We start from the raw sequence: 18,398 nt of genomic DNA on the forward strand, positions 1-18,398 counted from the left end.
CTTACCGTAGCACCAGCTTACCGCGTGCTTTCCATTGTTCCACCAAGGCAGGCACGCCCTCCCCGGCGGTGGCGTTGATGGCCGCCACGCCGGGTGGGCTTAGCGCATTGGCATCCGGGTCAACCAGCGCGCAGGGCGTGTCGTAGTCGATATACGACAGCAGTGAGGCTGCGGGCATCACCGCAAGCGACGTGCCCACGACCAGTAGAAAATCCGCCTGGGCGGCAATCTCGCAGGCCTCTTCAAACAGCGGTACGCCCTCACCAAACCAGACCACATCCGGGCGCAGCTGGCTGCCTTTATCACACACATCGCCCAGCGCAATATTGCCTTTCAGCGGATAGCGCATGCGCTCATCCACGCTTGAACGGGCATTTAAAATCTCGCCATGCAGGTGGATCACCTGGCTGGAGCCAGCCCGCTCGTGCAGGTCATCGATGTTCTGGGTGATGATGGTGACCTTGAAGCCTGCCTGCTCAAGGCTTGCCAACGCTTTGTGCGCCGCATTGGGCTGGGCCTTGCGGATTTGATCGCGGCGCTGGTTATAAAAACCCAATACGCGCTCGGGGTCGCGCTGCCAGCCTTGCGGCGTAGCCACCTCTTCAACCGGGTGGTCTTCCCATAGCCCGTCGCTTGCGCGAAAGGTCTTGATACCACTTTCGGCGCTGATCCCCGAGCCGGTAAATACCACCAGATGGCGCGCTGTCGTCATGGTTACCTCGCTGCTTTACCGCGGTTACTGTTCAGCGTCTACAAAGCGCTGCTCGTTCCCATAAGGGTACACGTCAATGATTCGCCCATCGACAATGGCCTGCTGCAAGCCCTGCCAGTAGCTGACCTCGAAGAGCTCCGGGTGAAACGTTTTAAACACCCGCAGCCGCTCCGGGTTGGCAAACATGAACGGGCCAAACTCCTCGGGAAAGATATCGTTCGGGCCAATGGAGAAGCTTTCATTTCCACCGCTCAGGTAATCACCACCGCTTGAGACAGGAATGGCGCGAAAGTGGCATTCGGTGAGATAGCACACTTCATCGTAGTCGTAGAAGATCACCCGCCCCTGGCGCGTAATGCCAAAGTTTTTAAGCAGCATATCGCCGGGAAAAATATTGGCAGCGGCCATTTGCTTGATAGCATCACCGTAATCCTTGAGCACCGCTAACTGCGCCTCATCATCACACTGCTCCAGATAAATATTCAGCGGCGTCATCATGCGCTCTGTATAGCAGTGCTTGATGATGACTTTCTCGCCTTTTAAATAAACCGTAGAGGGCGCAACGTCCAGCAGGTGGGCCAGACACTCGGGGTCGAAATGATCTTTGCGGACCGTAAAGTTGGAAAACTCCTGGGTATCGGCCATGCGCCCCACCCTGTCGTGGCGTTTTACCAGGCGGTACTTTTCGCGCACCACGGTATGAGTCACGTCCTTGGCGGGGTCGAACTTGTCCTTGATGATCTTGAATACCGTGCGAAAACTCGGCAGCACAAACACCGCCATCACCATGCCGCGCACGCCCGGGGCGATAACAAACCGGTCTTCGCGCTTGGCGACCTGGCGATTCAGGGCACGAAAGAACTCGGTTTTGCCGTGCTTGAAAAAACCGATGGCCGCATACAGTTCACCAGCGGGCTTGTGGGGCATCAGCGTCTGAAGGTAGTCGACAAACTCGCCGGGCACCGCTACGTCTACTTGAAAGTAGGCGCGGGTGAACGAGAAAACAATCGCCACATCGTCGGGGTCGATCAGCACGGTATCCAGATGCAGGCCGGCATCGTCACCCGTTTTTTCTTCAAAGCGTTCGCTATGACGGATAGGCAGTACCAGCGGTACGTATTGGCCGCCCCCGCTTATCCGCCCCACCAGATAGGCGCCCTTATTGCGGTAGAAAACGCTGTTGAGCAGCTCAAGCTCGACGTCTTCGGCGTGAGCGATGGCGGCTGGCAAAAGCTCTGCCAGACGCGCCGCGCCCAGGCGTGTATCGCGGGCCATATCGGCGAAAGGGTTTTCAAGCCCGGTGCCCTCCAGCGCCCAGGTCAAAGCGTTTTGCCAATCGCCGCCTACTCGGTGGCGGCGACATAGTTCGATCCCCGAGCGATGCGCGGCGTCGGTGCGCGAGCTTTCTATAAACATCCAATCGTTGCGGATATGGCGATGCTTGAACACGGCGCAAAACAGTGAATTGAAGAACGTCTCGGCCAGCTCGTAATCCAGCCGCTGACTGATCCGCTCGGCATACTGATCGAGCGCCTCGCGCCACAGATCGCAGTGGGCCAACGTGTCTTCTGAAAACGCCTGTTTGAGGCTCGCCAGCCCCTCCTGGACCTTCTGTTGATAGAGGTTAATGCGATCAACCGAGGCCCGCTGCCCTTCACGCCAGGCGCCCTCGCGAAATCGCCGATGGGCGTCTTGGGTAATGGCTTTAAAGCGCGTTCGATACGCTTCAAAACCATGCAGAATGGTGGCGGCCAGGCGGTCGGCGGGCGTGGTTTTCACAGGCGAATCTCTTGGCGTTTTCCCCAGCCTATACGATGAAAAGCCCCCGGGCTATTGAGCGCGGGGGCTTTATCAACAAGGCGGCCGCGTTACGGTTTTGCGCCAGATATTGCCGGCTCTGGCGTGGCGGGCGTCACCTCCGGCTCGGCGATGACCAGCGCAAACTCCTCCTCGGCAGTTTTCGCCACCAGCTTGTTCTTGCTGTACAGGAAGTAATACGCCGCCCCGATGATAAACAGCACGATGGTGTAATTAAACGCGCGCGGATCAAACGCGTAAACGCCGGTGAGGGCGACCAGCGCCAGCACCAGGGCGATGGAAGACGTGATGATACCCCCAGGTGTTTTATAGGGGCGCGGCAGGTCGGGGCGCTTAAGGCGCAGCAGAATATGGCTAAGTGCCATCAATGCATAAGAAAGCGTGGCGCCCACCACGGCCATCGCCAGGATCAGATCGCCCTCGCCGCTTAGCGAGGCCAGAAAGCCGAAGATGCCCGGCACGATCAGCGCCAGATACGGCACTTTACGGCGACTGGTCAGCGACAGCTTTTTCGGTAGGTAACCCGCGCGGGAAAGCGCAAACACCAGGCGGCTATAGCCATAAATAATCGAGAAGAACGAGGCGATCAGACCCGCCAGCCCCAACACGTTAACCAGCGTAGCAAGCGTTGGGTTACCCGCCGCGCTGAGTGCATCCACCAGCGGCACACCGCTTTGGCCAATCATTTCAGCCCCGGCTGCCCCGGCCAGCAATACTACGACCAGCAAGGCCGTGAAGAGCAAAAACAGCATCGCAGCAATAATCCCCCTGGGCATATCACGGGCAGGGTCTTTGGCCTCTTCTGCGGCAAGCGGTACGCCTTCCACGGCTAAAAAAAGCCACATGCCAAACGGCAGCGCCGCCCAAATGCCGTACCAGCCAAAGGGCATAAAGGTGCTGGCGCCTGCCGCGTCAGTGGGCGCAATATCGAATAGATTGTCCGCATCAAAACTGCCGATCAGCGCCACCGCCGTGGCCAAAATGGCAAACACGGCCAAGCCGCTGATCACCATCATTACCTTTAGCGCTTCCCCAACCCCTGCCAGATGAATGCCGATAAAGGCCGCGTAAAACAGCAGATACACCAGCGGCCCATCCAGGCCGGTGAGGGCTTCCACCGCGGAGCCAATAAAAATCACGATCGCGGCGGGCGCCAGAGCGTACTCGATCAGTACCGCCAGCCCGGTTAAATAGCCCCCGGCGGGGCCCATCGCCTGGCGGGCAAAGCTGTAGCCGCCTCCGGCGGCGGGAATAGCGGCGGACATCTCCGCCAATGACAGCACCAGCGCCAGATACATCAAGGCCATTAAACAGGCGGCAATCGCAAACCCGCCCCACCCGGCCTCGGCGATGCCGAAGTTCCACCCCGCGAAATCACCCGATATAACGTAGGACACCCCAAGCCCTGCCAGAAGTAGCCAGCCAGCGGTGCCTTTACGCAGCTGGCGCTTGGCCAGGTACGCCTGATTAACAGAAGATTGTGTCATTGTCTTGCCCTTTTAGTGAGGAACGAAGCGAATGTCAGCGGCGTGCTGTCAGGCTGTTATGCCAAGTCCTCAATTATTGTTAGTAGTGATACGTTTGAGTTTAATCAGAAACCAAAAAATTCTGCGTTGAGCCCGGCGCAGCGGAGTCGCCTTCCAGCACATTATCCTCGCTGCGGTCTTTGAGTTTGACGCCGGAAAGCTTTTTCTGACGCGCCTCTTTCAAGAGCAGAAATAGCCGTCTGGCAGCTTCATCCATTTGCAGCCCGGCAGGGCGCACGTTGGAAATACAGTTGCGCCGGTCATCCTTGAGCCCGGGCTCGGGTGCCCAGGTCATATAAAGCCCCAGGCTATCCGGTGAGCTAAGTCCCGGGCGCTCGCCAATCATCACCAATACCGCATCGGCATTGAGCAGCGCGCCAATTTCATCGCCAATCGCCACCCGGCCCTGCTCGACAATAGTGAGCGGTGCCAGCTGCCATTCAGCACTATCCTGCTCAAACTGTTGATAGAGGGCTTTTAAAAACGGCTGGCTGTTCTGCTGGACTGCCAAAGCGGAAAGCCCATCGACGACCACCACGGCCAAGTCCACGCGGGACTGCGAAGCTACGGCTTCCAAACGCTCGCGCGAATCGTCATTCAAACGGCGGCCAAAATCGGGGCGTTGGAGATACATGGCGCGATCCTCCACTTGGCTGTGCAAGCGAAGCGGCTCATGTTCAAGCGCAAAGGCTTCTTGCAACTGCTGAGCCAGCGCCTCGACATCCAGCGGGCAGTGCACCGCGTCCTGTGCCTGGGCGTGGGCCAGCTGAAACTCCAGCAGCTTGCCGGTGGGCAGGCTGACACCAGCCCGGCCCAAGCCAATGCGCGCATCAGTAAACGCGCGCAGCCGCTCCCAGGGGTTTTCAACCACGATAGGCTTGTTAGACGTCATGACGCGGCTCCTTGGGCAGGTGGCGCAGGCTGTTGGCAAACGCGGCGGGCAGCTGGTCGTTTAGCTGATGCGTTTTCACATCTTGGAAAATCTGCATCTCGGTAAGCCAGCGCTCGAATTCGGGCGCGGCTTTGAGCCGGAGCACCCGACGGGCGTAGAGCGCATCGTGAAACGAGGTGGTCTGATAATTGAGCATGATGTCGTCAGACCCCGGAATGCCCATTACGAAATTGCAGCCCGCCACGCCCAACAGGGTCAGCAGGTTATCCATATCGTTCTGGTCGGCCTCGGCGTGGTTGGTATAGCAGACATCACAGCCCATGGGCACGCCCAAAAGCTTGCCGCAGAAATGATCCTCAAGCCCGGCTCGGGTGATCTCTTTACCATCGAATAAGTACTCGGGGCCGATAAAACCGACGACCGTATTGACCAGCAACGGGTTGAATTTACGCGCGACCGCATAGGCGCGGGCCTCGCAGGTCTGCTGATCAAGCCCGTGATGAGCATCGGCAGAAAGCGCGCTACCCTGGCCTGTTTCAAAGTACATGACGTTGCGCCCCACCGTACCCCGGTTCAGCGACTGAGCCGCTGCTTCAGCCTCGGCCAGAATGCTTAAATCGAATCCAAAGCTGCGGTTAGTCGCTTCGGTACCGCCAACTGACTGAAACACCAGATCCACCGGGGCGTCCTGCTCGATAGCCTCCAACGTATTGGTCACATGGGTAAGCACGCAGGACTGGGTGGGAATCTGATACTTCTGAATCACGTCATCCATCAGGCGCATCAACTTCACGCTCTGGGCGACGTTATCAGTCGCGGGATTGATCCCGATCACAGCGTCACCGCTGCCGTATAAAAGACCATCCAGAATGCTCGCGGCAATGCCGGTAACATCATCCGTCGGGTGATTGGGCTGTAGTCGAGTAGAAAGCCGCCCCGGCAGGCCGATGGTGTTACGAAACGCCGTAACGACCCGGCATTTCTTGCCCACCAGAATCAAATCCTGATTGCGCATCAACTTGCTTACCGCCGCAGCCATTTCCGGGGTAATGCCAGAGCGAACGTCGCTAAGGGCTTCCGAAGTTGCCTGGTCCGAAAGCAACCAGTTACGAAAATCCCCCACCGTTAAGTGCCGGATGGGCGCAAAGGCCTCGGCGTCATGGTCATCAATAATCAGCCGGGTGATTTCATCCTGCTCATAAGGCACCAGCGCTTCGTTTAGAAAAGTGGTGAGCGGTAGGTCCGCCAGTACCATCTGCGCGACCACGCGCTCTTCCGCGCTTTCGGCGATTACACCCGCCAGCCGGTCGCCCGAGCGAGCCGGAGTCGCTTTGGCCATCAGTTCGGCAAGGCTTCTAAAGCGATAGTGGCGGCTGCCTAGCGTCGTTTGAAAGGTCTGGGCCATGGTGTTTCCTTGTATTTATTTTCCTAACGCCTAGGCGATACGAAATAGAAAGTTATTGGGTTTAACCATAGCGCTTTTACGATAGCTACGCCCGGTGTGCATAGGCTGCTGCCCTAACACCCAATATTCTATAAGCACATTTCGTACCAATTTTAAGCTCACCTGAACCACTGGCCGATTTTGATGCCCTATAATGGCGTCGTTACGTCGCCTCTCATTTATTTCCCTGTAAGGTGCCAATATGCCCAACGCATCGGTAAAACGTTTTCGCTGCCTGCCGGATGATGAGCAGTCCCGCGTGATTGAAATGGCTTGGGAAGACCGCACGCCGTTTGAAGCCATCGAAACGCTGTTTGGTCTTTCAGAACCCGATGTTATTGATGTAATGCGCCAACAGCTAAAGCCCGCCTCGTTTCGGCTTTGGCGCAGGCGCGTCACCGGCCGCACTACCAAGCATCGCGCTTTGCGCTCGCCAAATGTGCTGCGCGGCTACTGCCCTACCCAATATAAGCGCTGAGATTTTTCCTGTCTGACGCAACACACGCTTTTTAATCGCCTCCGAATTGTTATATTATCACATAACATAAACCCGTTTAGAGGCGTGCTAGCAATGACTGCGTTTTCTCCCCTGCCCGTTACCGTGCTGTCGGGCTTTCTGGGTGCCGGTAAAACCACCGTGCTCAATCATATTCTCGCCAACCGTGAAGGCCTGCGCGTGGCGGTGATCGTCAACGATATGAGCGAGGTGAATATTGACGCCGCACTGGTGCGCGGTGGCCCCGGTGAGTCGACGCTTGAGAGCGAAGTGGCGCTCAACCGATCTGAAGAGCGCCTGGTGGAGATGAGCAACGGCTGCATTTGCTGCACCTTGCGTGAAGATTTGCTTATCGAGGTCAATCAGCTCGCCAAAGAGGGCAAGTTTGATTATCTGGTAATTGAATCCACCGGGGTTTCCGAGCCGCTGCCCGTGGCGGAAACCTTTACCTTTGAGGATGAAAGCGGCCAGAGCCTTTCTCACGTGGCCCGGCTGGATACGCTGGTAACAGTCGTGGACGGCGCCAACTTCCTTAAGCAGTACCGCGAAGCGCAAAGCCTGGAAGAGGCCGGCGAGAGCCTGAACGATGAAGACGAGCGTAACGTGGCCGACCTGCTGGTCGATCAGATCGAGTTTTGCGATGTGCTATTAATCAGTAAAACGGACCTGATCAGCGATAAAGAGCTTGCCTCATTAAAGGCTATTCTGCGCTCGCTTAATCCGGATGCCGAGCTGGTACCGATTAGTCGGGGCGGCGTGCCGCTGGATAAGGTGCTAAATACCGGCAGATTTGACTTTGAACGTGCCCAGCAGGCGCCCGGCTGGTTGAAAGAGATGCGCGGCGAGCACGTGCCCGAAACCGAGGAGTACGGCATTGGCAGTTTCGCTTATCATGCCCGGCGCCCATTTCATCCAGCGAAGTTTCACGATCTGCTCCATTCCGAGTGGTTCGGCGAGGGCCTATTGCGCTCCAAAGGCTTTTTCTGGCTGGCCACTCGCCCTCAGTGGGCCGGACAATGGAGCCAGGCAGGCGGCATTGCCCACCACGGCGTAGCGGGCATGTTCTGGAAAGCCATTCCGGAAGAGCGCTGGCCGGAAGATGCCGAATACCGCGCGTTTATTCAGGAAAAATGGCAGGAGCCGTTTGGCGATATGCGCCAGGAGCTGGTGTTTATCGGCCAGGGGCTGGATCAGGCGCGGATGCGCCAAGCGCTGGATGATTGCCTGCTTAGCGAAGCCGAATTATTGGAAGGCATGGAGGTCTGGAAAACGCTTCCTGACCCCTTCCCCACGTGGGAATAAGCCCGCTTTTGAGTTAGCCAAAAAGCCTCAGGTACGACCTGGGGCTTTTCAGTTAAAGCGTAATAGCAGCGCTTGTGCCTAGACCTTTTGAGCTTTCTTCGAGATCAACCAGCGTAGCGTATCAATCAGCGCAATGACGATCAGGCTGCTGCCCAGTACCGGCAAGGCGAGTCCTAGCCCCACCATAATGGCAATCAAGCCCAGTTGAGTGGATAGGGGCAACATGATAAACAGTGCCGTCATGGTCTGTGCCTGGTTAACCGTGGTGCTTTTGATGCGCTGCCACCACATCCGATAACCCCAGACAATCAGGAAAACCAGGGCGGCGGCAAACAGAGCCAACACCAGCTGATTGATCAGCCCAAAGAGGACGCCCATATGCAAATCGATGCCCCAACGCGTCAGCTTTGCCGCCAGAGGGAAGGTAGAAAAATCCGTTTGATCGAGAATCTGCATATCGCCGGGGTTCAGGGCGACCTGATCTACCTGAGTTGGCCAGCGGCGGTCAACTTCAGCCACACGCCACGCTCGGCCTTCACTGGCAGGTGGCTCTATCTGAATCCTATCCGCCATTAACCCAGCACCTCTAGCCACCAACAGCGCCTGATCAAACCCTTCAGGGCTTGCGTACTCACCCACTTCGGGGGCGCTACTCACGCCGTGGTCGGCATGCATATCGTGATGGGCATGAGGGTCATGACTCGTCGCATTGCCGGACACCTCGAGTACGGTAGACACACTAGGCGTACCCCATCCCCAGGCCTGCCTTAGCTCGCCGATATTGCCTCCAGCCCACTGAGACCAGGTAAGCCCGGTGGCCGAAAAGAACAGCAGTCCGACGAATGCCAACGCACCCACGGTGGCGTGGTGGCGCCTGGGTTTCATGCGTGGGCTTTGGCCGCTCAGCGCTTTACGGCGCGCGACCCAAAGCATTAGCCCCAGCAGGGCAATAATCCATAGCCACGAGGCGGCCAGCTCGCTGTAAAGTCGCCCCGTATCGCCTAGCAGCAGGCCTCGGTGAAATTGATCAATGGCGGTACGAAAAGGCAATATGCCGCTGGTGCCGTAAACCGTCATATCGCCTTTCACTTCAAGCGTTGCCGGGTCAACAAAAATGGCACGATGCTCGGAAGGGCCAAGCGCTGGATCGGCAAACATGACCCGCGTGGTGCTGTATGCATCCGGCGCGGGGCGAACTGCTGCCGGTAATGTATCCTGACCGGTAGCTAGCTGGGCGGTCTCAATTTGCCTAGCCAGTGGCTGCGCGGTGCCAGGCGTAGTAGCGGTTAACGCATCACGGTAAAGCCATGTTTCTACCGAAGGTGTTAACACGTATATGATGCCGGTCAAGGCCGCTACCAGTATAAAAGGTCCTATCAGTAAGCTTACATAGAAGTGCATTCGCATTAATAGTGCAAAGAGAATTTTTCCACTTCGCCTAGGCGGTGCTGGGTGGGATTCTTTCTTTAGCATCTTTTAACTTTCCCTAAGGGTTTAGAGCAGGTTTCTATAAATACACAGTGTGCAAAATTCTTAGCCATTTAAAATCTGCCTAAATAACTATAAGCAGCATGTTAAACAGCTTTTCAAACACCGGGCGTAAAGTATGTGGTGCTATGTCGCATAAGATTCAGCACTTTCAGACGTTATAAACCAGCCAATCATTTATTTCATAATGTAATAGCGACCATCCGCAGGGCTGCTACAATAACGCCACTAATGAATGCCCTGAGGGTTGAATTTGATGGCGCTGTCTCGCTCAGCACGCTTGCTCTACTATCGCTTTACGTTAGCGATGGCGTGGGCAGCCATGTGTCTGTTATTTGCGGGCCCGCTCATTTCTCAGTTGCAGGCCAGTCATAACGCTCACGGCCATCATGGTCATACGCATATTCAGCATGCCCACAGCCATGGGCATCCGACTGGCGACGAACATTATGGCCACTCTGCTGATGAGCATGCAGGTCATCCTGTAGCCCACCAAGCCGAGCCCACTATCAGTCCGATGAATAAGGCTCTTGGTCTATCTCCGTCAAACGCCTTATCGGATTGGCACAATCTGTGCGGCTACTGTGAGCTGTGGCAACACAGCCCGTCGCTTTCAATCGCGTTACCTGCCATTGCCAATGACGCTTTTTTAGCACTTGGTGGTGAGTTTCTTGCGCCTAAAGCTGGGGCGCTTTTTCAGTATAACTACCCGCATGCATTAACCCGCGGGCCGCCCTCTTTTATCTATGGCTGCTTAAAACATTATACGCGAACAGTATTGATAGTAACGCGTAATAGTAAAAAAGAAATAGGGCTGTTAAGCTTTTCTAAAGCATAACAAGGCTCGGCTTTAGTGCGCTTTTAATTTATCTATAAACGTTTTTTTCAATATATCTTGAACACTTCCTCTCAATGTTTATGTCATATCCGTTTAATCACTCTTAAAAAAGGTATTAAAAGTAATAAAAAAGCCAGCTAAGCGCTGGCTATAAAGATAATCCTAAGTTGGACTTTCAAAAGACACTCATTTAGGTGTGTCTTCTTGAAACTATGCTTACCGCACCATACTGGGAAGCCATGTTGCCAGGCTGGGGAACACTACCAGCAAGGCCACCAGCAGCATGGAACAGACAATATACGGAATGGCTGCTGAGTAGATTTCGCGCATGGTGGTGCCGGGCGGGGCAACGCCTTTCATGACAAACAGCAAGAGCCCAAGCGGCGGTGTCGAAAAGCTGATTTCCAAAGCCAACAGAACCACTACGCCAAACCAGACAAGATCAAACCCCAGCGCCTGCGCCAGCGGGAAGAAAATCGGCACGGTAAGCATCATGATAGAGATCTGCTCCATAAACGTGCCTAGCACCAGCAGTACTGCAAACATTGCCAGAAGCATCAGTATGGGTGACAAATCAAAACTAGTTGCCCATTGAATCAGGCCACCTGAAGCGCCAGAAAAGCCCAGAAGCTGGCTGAACGTGGCCGAACCAAACACGATCAGGTAGGCCATCAGGGTAACTTTTAGCGCGCCGATAACGGAAAGCTTGAATGCATCCCAGGTCATGCAGCGAAAGATAAACCCTAAAATGATCACACCCAGCGCCCCGAATGCAGCAGCTTCTGACGGAGTGGCAAACCCAACGAGCATCAGCCCGACGATAATTACCATCACGCTGAGCATCGGTAGAATATCGGTCACGATAAGGCGCAGCTTGGTGGCTAACGGAACGGGTTCCAACTCGTAATTGGGTGCTGCATCAGGGTCCAGCTTTGTTTGAATGAAAATCGTCACAATATAAAAACCGGCAAGCGTTAGCCCGGGCAGTATACCGGCGATCAACAAAGCCCCGATATCCACCTTGGCAAGCGTGGCCAGAAGCACCGCCAGCGCCGAAGGAGGGATAATAATGGCCAGACCACCAGTACCCAGAATAGGGCCAATCGCCATTTTCTTTTTATAACCACGCCGCTCCATTTCCGGCACCAGAAGCGACCCCATCAGGGCAGTCGACCCCATGGAAGAGCCGCTTAAGGTCGAAAACGCCGTTCCACCCACTACCGTGACGTAAGACAACCGGCCAGGCACTTTACCCATCAGCTGGTCAATGGCGTTAAACATCTTCATGCCAAGCCCAGTACGGAAAAACAGCTCCCCCATCAGCAGAAACAGCGGAATAGGCACCAGGTTAAAGCTGGAAAGCGCGCCGAACCCGTTGTTGAGCATTTGAATAATGCCCGCCTGGCCACCCATGAAGTGCCAGGCCCCAATCACGTTGGCGGCTAAAAAGGCCAGGGCAATCGGGGTACCAATGGCCATAAAAAGTAGAATGAGCGAAAGTAGAAAAGCGAGTGCAAAGTACCATTCCATTATTCTTTAATCCCCGCTTCGCCGCTGTGAAGAATATCGTGACCTACTACAAAGCGGCCAAACTCAATGGCCATCAGGGTAAAGCTGATCGGAAACACAATGGTCAGCATCCACTTGGGCACGAAAAAGGCGCGCACATCGTAGTCGTTGCGCTCTAGGTTAAGCAGGAAAAGATCCAGTCCTTTCCACGCCAGAACGCCGCACACCACCACACAGATAAGCGATACACCGCGGCTTAACACGTTAAGTACCGGCAGAGGTAGCGCGGCGGTCAGAAGTTCGATATGCACATGCCCTTTCTGGCGCACCAGCCAAGGAGCGCCCAAGAGCGTGAGGTAGAACATGGCGTACTCGGTCGAAAGAAAATACCAAGCCGAAGGCTGAAGCCCTAAATTACGAATTACCACTGAAAGCACCACCGCTACCATCAGCCAAACCAGCATGATGCCCGCCAGTAGCGCCATGCCGTTAAGCAGCAGCAGATAACCACGTTGTACGTAGCGCATAGAAAAACCTAACTCAGTAACTGCCCGAATCAGAGGCGCCCTAAAACCGGCGCCCCATATGTTTTACAGATTCATGCGTTTTATAAATCGTTAAATTTTTCCAGCAGCTCGTCGTAGTGCTCAAGCCCCATGGGATGGCGCTCCATTTGACGGCGCATGCGTTCCCAGGTGGCATCGCGGGCAGCATCGGCATAGCGTTGACTGGCTTCGCCTTCTAGCGTGATGACCTGTATGCCATCGGCTTCCAGCTGAGCCTGCTGCTCCAGGGAGCGCTCCTCAAGTTTTTCAGCGCTTTCACGTTCGTGCTCAATCGCGACTTCCTGAAGAATCTGCTGAGCCTCTTCGCTTAGCTGGTTCCACTTATTCAGGTTAACGATGACGCCCATGTCGGTGGAGAAGAACGCTGGATCAACGCGGTAGTTTAAGAAGCGGTCCCAGTTGAGGTCTTTAAGACCAATCTGAGTCCAGCCCGTGGCGTTAACCACACCACGCTCAAGGGCGGCGTAAACATCGGTAGTCGGCAGGCTAATGGGCTGGGCGCCCAGATAATCCTGGAAGAAGGCGTCATACACAGGGTTACTGCGCAGTCGCAGACCAGAGATGCTTAGATTGCCCTCAGCATCCACTTTTGGTTCGTCTATGGTATATAAGTTGTAGCTCACTCCACTGTCGAACCATCCCAGGTAATAAGTACCCATTTTTTGCTGGTGGATTTCATTTAGCAGGTCAATCCCGCCATTCTCACGGGCATAAATCGCGTTGGTGTTGGAGGCGACCATGGCGTCGCGCTCAGGCACGGTACCGGCATAAAAACTCGCGGCGGTATAGGCCATATCCACCACACCATTGCGCACGGCATCAGGCTGCTCGGACAGGCCAATGACTTCAGGGCCACCGCGCACGTTGATCTGCACAACGCCTTCGCCGCGCTCGTTGACCTTATCAACGAACTCTAAAAAGCTCTGGGTATAAATCAGGGAAGGAGGAAACGCATGCACGGCCGTAATCTGATCCATCGCCATTGCCTGGCTTGAGGCCATGGCCGCCAGCACGCTAAAGGTTATCGCTGTTTTTTTCATGGTGTGTCTCCTGCACAAGGTGGTCTTTTATAGGGTCGTTATTGTTTCGGATCCATTGCGGCAAGCGTGCTTACTGTTGTTATAAGTGGGTAAACCTGAGGTAGTCTCGCTACCCTTTGCTGATAATGTTCGTTTCCGGCGGCTGTGGCGCTGCCCATGAAAACTTTCTTGCGTAGTCGTCGGCAAAACAGGCAATCGTTTCTGCGTGCTGACGGGTCATATCAATATCGTCCCAGCCGTTAAGAAGCTTGGTGCGCCAAACGGAGCTAACGGTAAACTGAACATCGACTTCGGCGACGCGAATACGCTGCTCTACCAGATCTACCTGAATATTGGCGGGATGATCACCCAGCGCAGCGAGCAGCCGTTCGGCATCGTCCTCTTCCACCACGGCGGGCAATAAACCGTTATTCACCGCATTGGATGCAAAAATATCGCCAAAGCTGGGCGCGATAACACACCGAAAGCCGTAATCGACCAGCGCATAGACCGCGGCCTCACGAGAGGAACCCGCGCCAAAGTTGCGGCGGCTTACCAGCACCTCGGCATCATCAGCGCCCGGCCGGTGCAGGATAAACTCAGGATCAGGCGTGCCCTGCTCGTTGTGGCGAACGTCATAAAGCAGGAACTGACCGTAACCCACGCTGCGCGGCTCTTTCATAAAGCGGGCGGGGATCAGTTGGTCGGTATCCACATTGGCGGCCGGTAGCGCACAGCCCAGGGCTTCTAATACGGTTAAAGGTTGCATTAGTGGGCTCCTGTTGTGTCGGCCTGAGAAGACAGCGTGCGTATATCCGTGAGCTGTCCGCGTATGGCGGCGGCAGCCACCATGGCAGGCGACATCAAATGGGTACGTGCGCCAGGCCCTTGGCGGCCTTTAAAGTTGCGGTTGGTAGTCGATGCACAGCGCTCACCACTGGCGACTAGGTCACCGTTCATGCCTACGCACATGGAGCATCCTGAATGGCGCCATTCAAGGCCCGCCTCGATAAAGATGCGGTCTAAACCTTCGGCTTCGGCCTGAATTTTTACTAGCGTTGATCCCGGCGACACCATGCCGGGCACGCGGCTTTTGTGGCCTGCCAACACGCTGGCCGCCGCGCGTAAATCTTCAATACGCGCATTGGTACACGAGCCGATAAACACCCGGTCAATCACAATGTCGGTGAGTTTCTGACCGGCCGTTAACCCCATATACGCTAAGCTTTCGCGAGCCTGGCGCGCTTTGGCAGGGTCGCTAATCTGCTCGGGTTCGGGTACCGCCTGATCAATCGGCAACGCCTCCTCAGGAGAAACGCCCCAGGTCACGGTGGGAGCAATTTCATCGGCATGTAGCGTTACTTCAAGATCAAAGCGGGCTTCCGGGTCGCTGTGCAGCGTTGACCAATAAGCACATGCCTGCTCAAAGGCTTCGCCTTTCGGGCTCCAGGGCTTGTCGCGCAGGTAGTCAAGCGTGGTTTGATCCGGGGCGATCATGCCGCAGCGTCCGCCCCCTTCAATCGAAAGGTTACACAGCGTTAGACGGGCTTCCATGGAGAGTGAGCGGATTGCTTCACCGGCGTACTCAATCGCGTAACCGCGAGCGCCGTCGGCACCCAGTCGGGCAATCCAGGTAAGCGCGATATCTTTCGCAGTCGTTCCTGGAGCAAGCTTACCCTCAACGGTGATGCGCATTACCTTAGGCTTGGTTTGCCAGAGGGTTTGCGTTGCCAGCACATGCGCCACTTCTGAGGCGCCAATGCCAAAGGCGATGCTGCCGAATGCGCCATGGGTGGCGGTGTGGCTGTCACCACAGACCATTACCAATCCGGGCTGAGTTAGCCCTTGTTCGGGCCCCATCACGTGAACAATGCCTTGTCGCGGATCATCCAGGCCAAACAGAGTGACCCCATGACGCTGGGTATTGTCCGACAGCTGTTCGATCATGGAGCGCACTTTTGGGTCCGCCACGCTTTCAAGGTCGCGAGACAGAGTGGGCACATAGTGATCCGCGATACCGAAGGTCAGGTCGGGCCGGGCCACGGGCAGCTGGCGTTCGCCTAACTTGTTGAACGCATGAAAGGAGCCTTCGTGGACGAAGTGGCGATCAATCCATAAAAGGCTTTGCCCGCTCTCGCTGCGATGAATCTCGTGGGCACGCCAAACCTTATCAAACAGCGTTGTGGGTGTACTCATTGTATTAACTCGTTGTATCGGCACGGTCTACGTTGGAATCATTTTCAGACAATTATTCTTAGCGTTTGATAAACCTTCATTATCGAGCTGCCTTACCTCACCCCAATACAACTAGCGCACTATCACAACACAGGTCAAATGTATTTTTTGTATTTTTAAATCTGTATTAAAAATAATACATTAAAATCGAGGATCCTGCTTCGTCGCTACCCTTCACTCTGCGTAGGCATTCCGCCCACTTTGGGCTCCCAGTAGCGTGAGTGGTCGTCGCCGTTTCGCTCCAGGTCAATCTGGAAGCGGTAGCGGTCAGGGCGATACAGCGCCTCCAGATGCTCCACGCCACGCCCCTGTTCGTCGTACACCACGCGGGTCAATGAAATCAGCGGCGAGCCTACGGCCACGTCTAACGCTTCGGCAACCTCATGATTGGCCAAGGTAGCGGAAATGGATTGAGAAGCATGGTCGACCTTTACGCCGCTGCGCTCCAGCAATACGAACAGGGGCGTATTGGCCAGATCCATTTCGTTATAGTGCAGCGCCACCGACTCCGGCACGTGGGTCACCAGATAGGAAAACGGCTTGTCATTGACCATACGCACCCGCACCGAGCGCTGCACTTTACCGCCATGAGCCATACCCAGAAGCTCGCGAATCATTTCCGGTGGCAGCACATAGGCAAACTCAAGCAGCCGCACCTGAGACGCTTGGCTCATCTTGACCATGTTGGGCAACAGGTTTGACACGCTGGCTGTCATTACCGTGGCGTCCAGCGGGTGTTCCAGCACTACCGTACCCACCCCCGCCTTGCGCTCAACCAGTCCTGACGACTGCAGCGCTTCCATGGCACGCCGAACGGTAACGCGCGATACGCCATGCTGCTCGGCCAGCTTGTTTTCGCCCGGCAGCTTACTGCCTGTCGGCAATCGGCCGCTGAGAATGGCATCTTTCAGCAGCAGATAAATTCGGTGCGATTTTGTACCGCCCATCGCCGAAGGCTGCGCCTCACTCATTCATGCCGCTCCTTTTGCTGTTGTTAAAAAAACACGCCAAGCTTGACGCGGGGATAATAATAGACATAAAAATGTATTACATATAATACATATAGACAGACAACTAATAACACAACTGCTGTCGTTTAACGTCATTATTGCAGAATCACCGCCCTGCCAGTAGCGCAGCTGGCGAGGCTTTAAACGAGCGGCCAACCGTATGGAAATTTAACGATGGCTAACGCAGCACCAGCTAACGTAACAGACAACGATTCGCAGCGAGTGCGCGCTTTTTTAAACGCGCTTGAAATGCGCAATCTGGCAGAAGCGGAACCGTTTCTTGCGCCAGGCGCGGTCATGCGTTTTCCCGATGCGCCGCCCATGTACCGGCTAAGTGAGCTGGTGGAGTGGGCCAAAACCCGTTACCGCCACGTTCGCAAGACCTTTCACGCCATCGACAGCGTCAGCAAGGAAAACCACACCATCGTGTTTTGCCACGGCGAACTGAGCGTGGAATGGCTGAACGGCACGACATCAACCGGCGTGCGTTTTATCGACCGCTTTGAACTAATCGATGGCCTGATTACCCGTCAGGACGTTTGGAACGATTTGGCGCTGATTTCTCGCTAACGCCCTGATTCATTGTTGATGCTTCGACTCAATCGCTAACGCTTCACTGGAAAATAACGAGACGTTTATGACACGCCAACAACCCGCTACATACCAGCCAACGCAGCTCAAGCAACTGCTCCATGAAAAGCCCATTGTCGTAGCGCCTGGCGTGTTCGATGCCTTGGGTGCGTCACTGGCCGAGCAGGCAGGATTTGATACGGTGTACCTTTCGGGTGCGAGTCTTGCCTACACCCAGTTGGGTCGCCCCGATATCGGCCTTTTAAGCATCACCGAAATTTGCACCGCCATGGCGCATATTCGCGAGCGCACTAATCTGTCGGTGGTCGTGGATTGCGATACCGGTTTCGGTAACGCCATGAACGTGATGCGCAGTGTACATATGCTGGAGCGCTCAGGCGCCAACGCTATTCAGCTTGAAGACCAGACCTACCCCAAGCGCTGCGGCCATCTGCGCGGCAAGACGCTGGTTTCCAAAAGCGAAATGGTCGGAAAATTGCATGCAGCCCTGGACGCTCGGGAGAGTGATAAGACGCTGATCATTGGCCGAACCGACGCCCTAGGCGTGGAAGGCACCGATAGCGCCATCGAGCGTGCCCAGGCCTATTTCGAAGCCGGCGTGGATATGCTGTTTATCGAAGGCATCCGCAGCGATGACGATATCCAGAAAATCATGGCGCAGTTCAAAGGCAAAGTGCCCATCATGGCCAACATGGTAGAGGGTGGCGATACGCCGCTGCAGAATGCCCAGGCGCTCGAAGCGTTGGGCTTTTCGCTGGTCATTTTCCCCGGTGCTTTAGTGCGAGCGATCACCCATATGGCCAGCCGCTTCTTTGCCACGCTCAAGCAGGATGGCACCACCGATGCCTTCCGCGACCAGATGCTCGATTTCAAACAGCTTAACGACTACCTGGGCACTCAGGCGATGCTGGAGCTTGGCGAGCAGTACGACAACCGCTAAGACCTTGATCAT

At 55.4% G+C, this 18,398-nt stretch carries 17 protein-coding genes; 5 read left to right on the forward strand and 12 right to left on the reverse strand.

The features are described 5' to 3' along the window. Position 1: 1 nt before the first annotated feature. From D467_RS0114045 to D467_RS0114065, 5 genes are all read right to left on the reverse strand, one after another. A complete protein-coding gene (locus tag D467_RS0114045; RefSeq protein ID WP_018918162.1) occupies positions 2-712 on the reverse strand; it encodes an SIR2 family NAD-dependent protein deacylase in 711 nt (236 codons plus the stop codon). A gap of 24 nt (positions 713-736) precedes the next feature. Further along, the gene (gene aceK, locus D467_RS0114050) at positions 737-2,491 is read right to left on the reverse strand and encodes a bifunctional isocitrate dehydrogenase kinase/phosphatase (protein ID WP_018918163.1); all 1,755 of its coding nucleotides are present in this window, start codon (positions 2,489-2,491) and stop codon (positions 737-739) included. Positions 2,492-2,580: 89 nt separating this feature from the next. Then, positions 2,581-4,017, reverse strand: a complete 1,437-nt coding sequence (gene eat / locus D467_RS0114055; RefSeq protein ID WP_018918164.1) for an ethanolamine permease — start codon at positions 4,015-4,017, stop codon at positions 2,581-2,583. 100 nt (positions 4,018-4,117) lie between these two features. Beyond that, a complete protein-coding gene (gene eutC, locus D467_RS0114060) occupies positions 4,118-4,948 on the reverse strand; it encodes an ethanolamine ammonia-lyase subunit EutC (protein ID WP_018918165.1) in 831 nt (276 codons plus the stop codon). Continuing rightward, positions 4,938-6,353: an ethanolamine ammonia-lyase subunit EutB gene (locus D467_RS0114065; protein WP_018918166.1), complete on the reverse strand. Its 1,416-nt coding sequence runs from the start codon at positions 6,351-6,353 to the stop codon at positions 4,938-4,940. Before D467_RS0114065 ends, eutC begins: the two co-directional genes overlap by 11 nt. A gap of 241 nt (positions 6,354-6,594) precedes the next feature. Between D467_RS0114065 and D467_RS0114070 the strand changes: the two genes are divergently transcribed. Together D467_RS0114070 and zigA are read left to right on the forward strand one after the other, a co-directional pair. Further along, the gene (locus D467_RS0114070) at positions 6,595-6,870 is read left to right on the forward strand and encodes a TIGR03643 family protein (RefSeq protein WP_018918167.1); all 276 of its coding nucleotides are present in this window, start codon (positions 6,595-6,597) and stop codon (positions 6,868-6,870) included. A gap of 93 nt (positions 6,871-6,963) precedes the next feature. Beyond that, positions 6,964-8,190, forward strand: coding sequence for a zinc metallochaperone GTPase ZigA (zigA, locus tag D467_RS0114075; RefSeq protein ID WP_018918168.1), 1,227 nt, complete (start codon positions 6,964-6,966; stop codon positions 8,188-8,190). Positions 8,191-8,268: 78 nt separating this feature from the next. Here zigA and D467_RS0114080 read toward each other — a convergent pair whose 3' ends face one another. Next, complete coding sequence (locus tag D467_RS0114080) at positions 8,269-9,663, reverse strand: PepSY-associated TM helix domain-containing protein (RefSeq protein WP_340139694.1); 1,395 nt, start codon at positions 9,661-9,663, stop codon at positions 8,269-8,271. 337 nt (positions 9,664-10,000) lie between these two features. On the opposite strand from D467_RS0114080, the gene D467_RS0114085 reads away from it, so the two are divergent. Then, the gene (locus D467_RS0114085) at positions 10,001-10,516 is read left to right on the forward strand and encodes a DUF2946 domain-containing protein (RefSeq protein ID WP_155826500.1); all 516 of its coding nucleotides are present in this window, start codon (positions 10,001-10,003) and stop codon (positions 10,514-10,516) included. A gap of 216 nt (positions 10,517-10,732) precedes the next feature. Here D467_RS0114085 and D467_RS0114090 read toward each other — a convergent pair whose 3' ends face one another. The 6 genes from D467_RS0114090 to D467_RS0114115 all read right to left on the reverse strand — a co-directional run bounded on the left by D467_RS0114090 (position 10,733) and on the right by D467_RS0114115 (position 16,816). Beyond that, positions 10,733-12,046: a TRAP transporter large permease gene (locus tag D467_RS0114090; RefSeq protein WP_018918171.1), complete on the reverse strand. Its 1,314-nt coding sequence runs from the start codon at positions 12,044-12,046 to the stop codon at positions 10,733-10,735. Continuing rightward, positions 12,046-12,552 (reverse strand): TRAP transporter small permease, encoded by a 507-nt coding sequence (locus D467_RS0114095; RefSeq protein WP_018918172.1) that lies wholly within the window; start codon positions 12,550-12,552, stop codon positions 12,046-12,048. Before D467_RS0114095 ends, D467_RS0114090 begins: the two co-directional genes overlap by 1 nt. An 80-nt stretch (positions 12,553-12,632) precedes the next feature. Then, positions 12,633-13,631: a TRAP transporter substrate-binding protein DctP gene (gene dctP, locus D467_RS0114100; RefSeq protein ID WP_018918173.1), complete on the reverse strand. Its 999-nt coding sequence runs from the start codon at positions 13,629-13,631 to the stop codon at positions 12,633-12,635. A gap of 109 nt (positions 13,632-13,740) precedes the next feature. Then, a complete protein-coding gene (leuD, locus tag D467_RS0114105; RefSeq protein WP_018918174.1) occupies positions 13,741-14,379 on the reverse strand; it encodes a 3-isopropylmalate dehydratase small subunit in 639 nt (212 codons plus the stop codon). Then, positions 14,379-15,806 (reverse strand): 3-isopropylmalate dehydratase large subunit, encoded by a 1,428-nt coding sequence (leuC, locus tag D467_RS0114110; RefSeq protein ID WP_018918175.1) that lies wholly within the window; start codon positions 15,804-15,806, stop codon positions 14,379-14,381. Before leuC ends, leuD begins: the two co-directional genes overlap by 1 nt. Positions 15,807-16,012: 206 nt before the next feature. Continuing rightward, positions 16,013-16,816, reverse strand: a complete 804-nt coding sequence (locus D467_RS0114115; protein WP_018918176.1) for a GntR family transcriptional regulator — start codon at positions 16,814-16,816, stop codon at positions 16,013-16,015. A 213-nt stretch (positions 16,817-17,029) separates the two neighbouring features. On the opposite strand from D467_RS0114115, the gene D467_RS0114120 reads away from it, so the two are divergent. Then, on the forward strand, positions 17,030-17,425 hold the full coding sequence (locus D467_RS0114120) for a nuclear transport factor 2 family protein (protein WP_018918177.1): 396 nt from the start codon (positions 17,030-17,032) through the stop codon (positions 17,423-17,425). A 67-nt stretch (positions 17,426-17,492) separates the two neighbouring features. Then, positions 17,493-18,386 carry an isocitrate lyase/PEP mutase family protein gene (locus tag D467_RS0114125; protein WP_018918178.1) on the forward strand — a complete coding sequence of 298 codons (894 nt, stop codon included), beginning with the start codon at positions 17,493-17,495 and terminating at the stop codon, positions 18,384-18,386. Positions 18,387-18,398: the final 12 nt, after the last annotated feature.

This window comes from Vreelandella zhanjiangensis DSM 21076 (genome assembly GCF_000377665.1).
Taxonomy (GTDB): domain Bacteria; phylum Pseudomonadota; class Gammaproteobacteria; order Pseudomonadales; family Halomonadaceae; genus Vreelandella; species Vreelandella zhanjiangensis.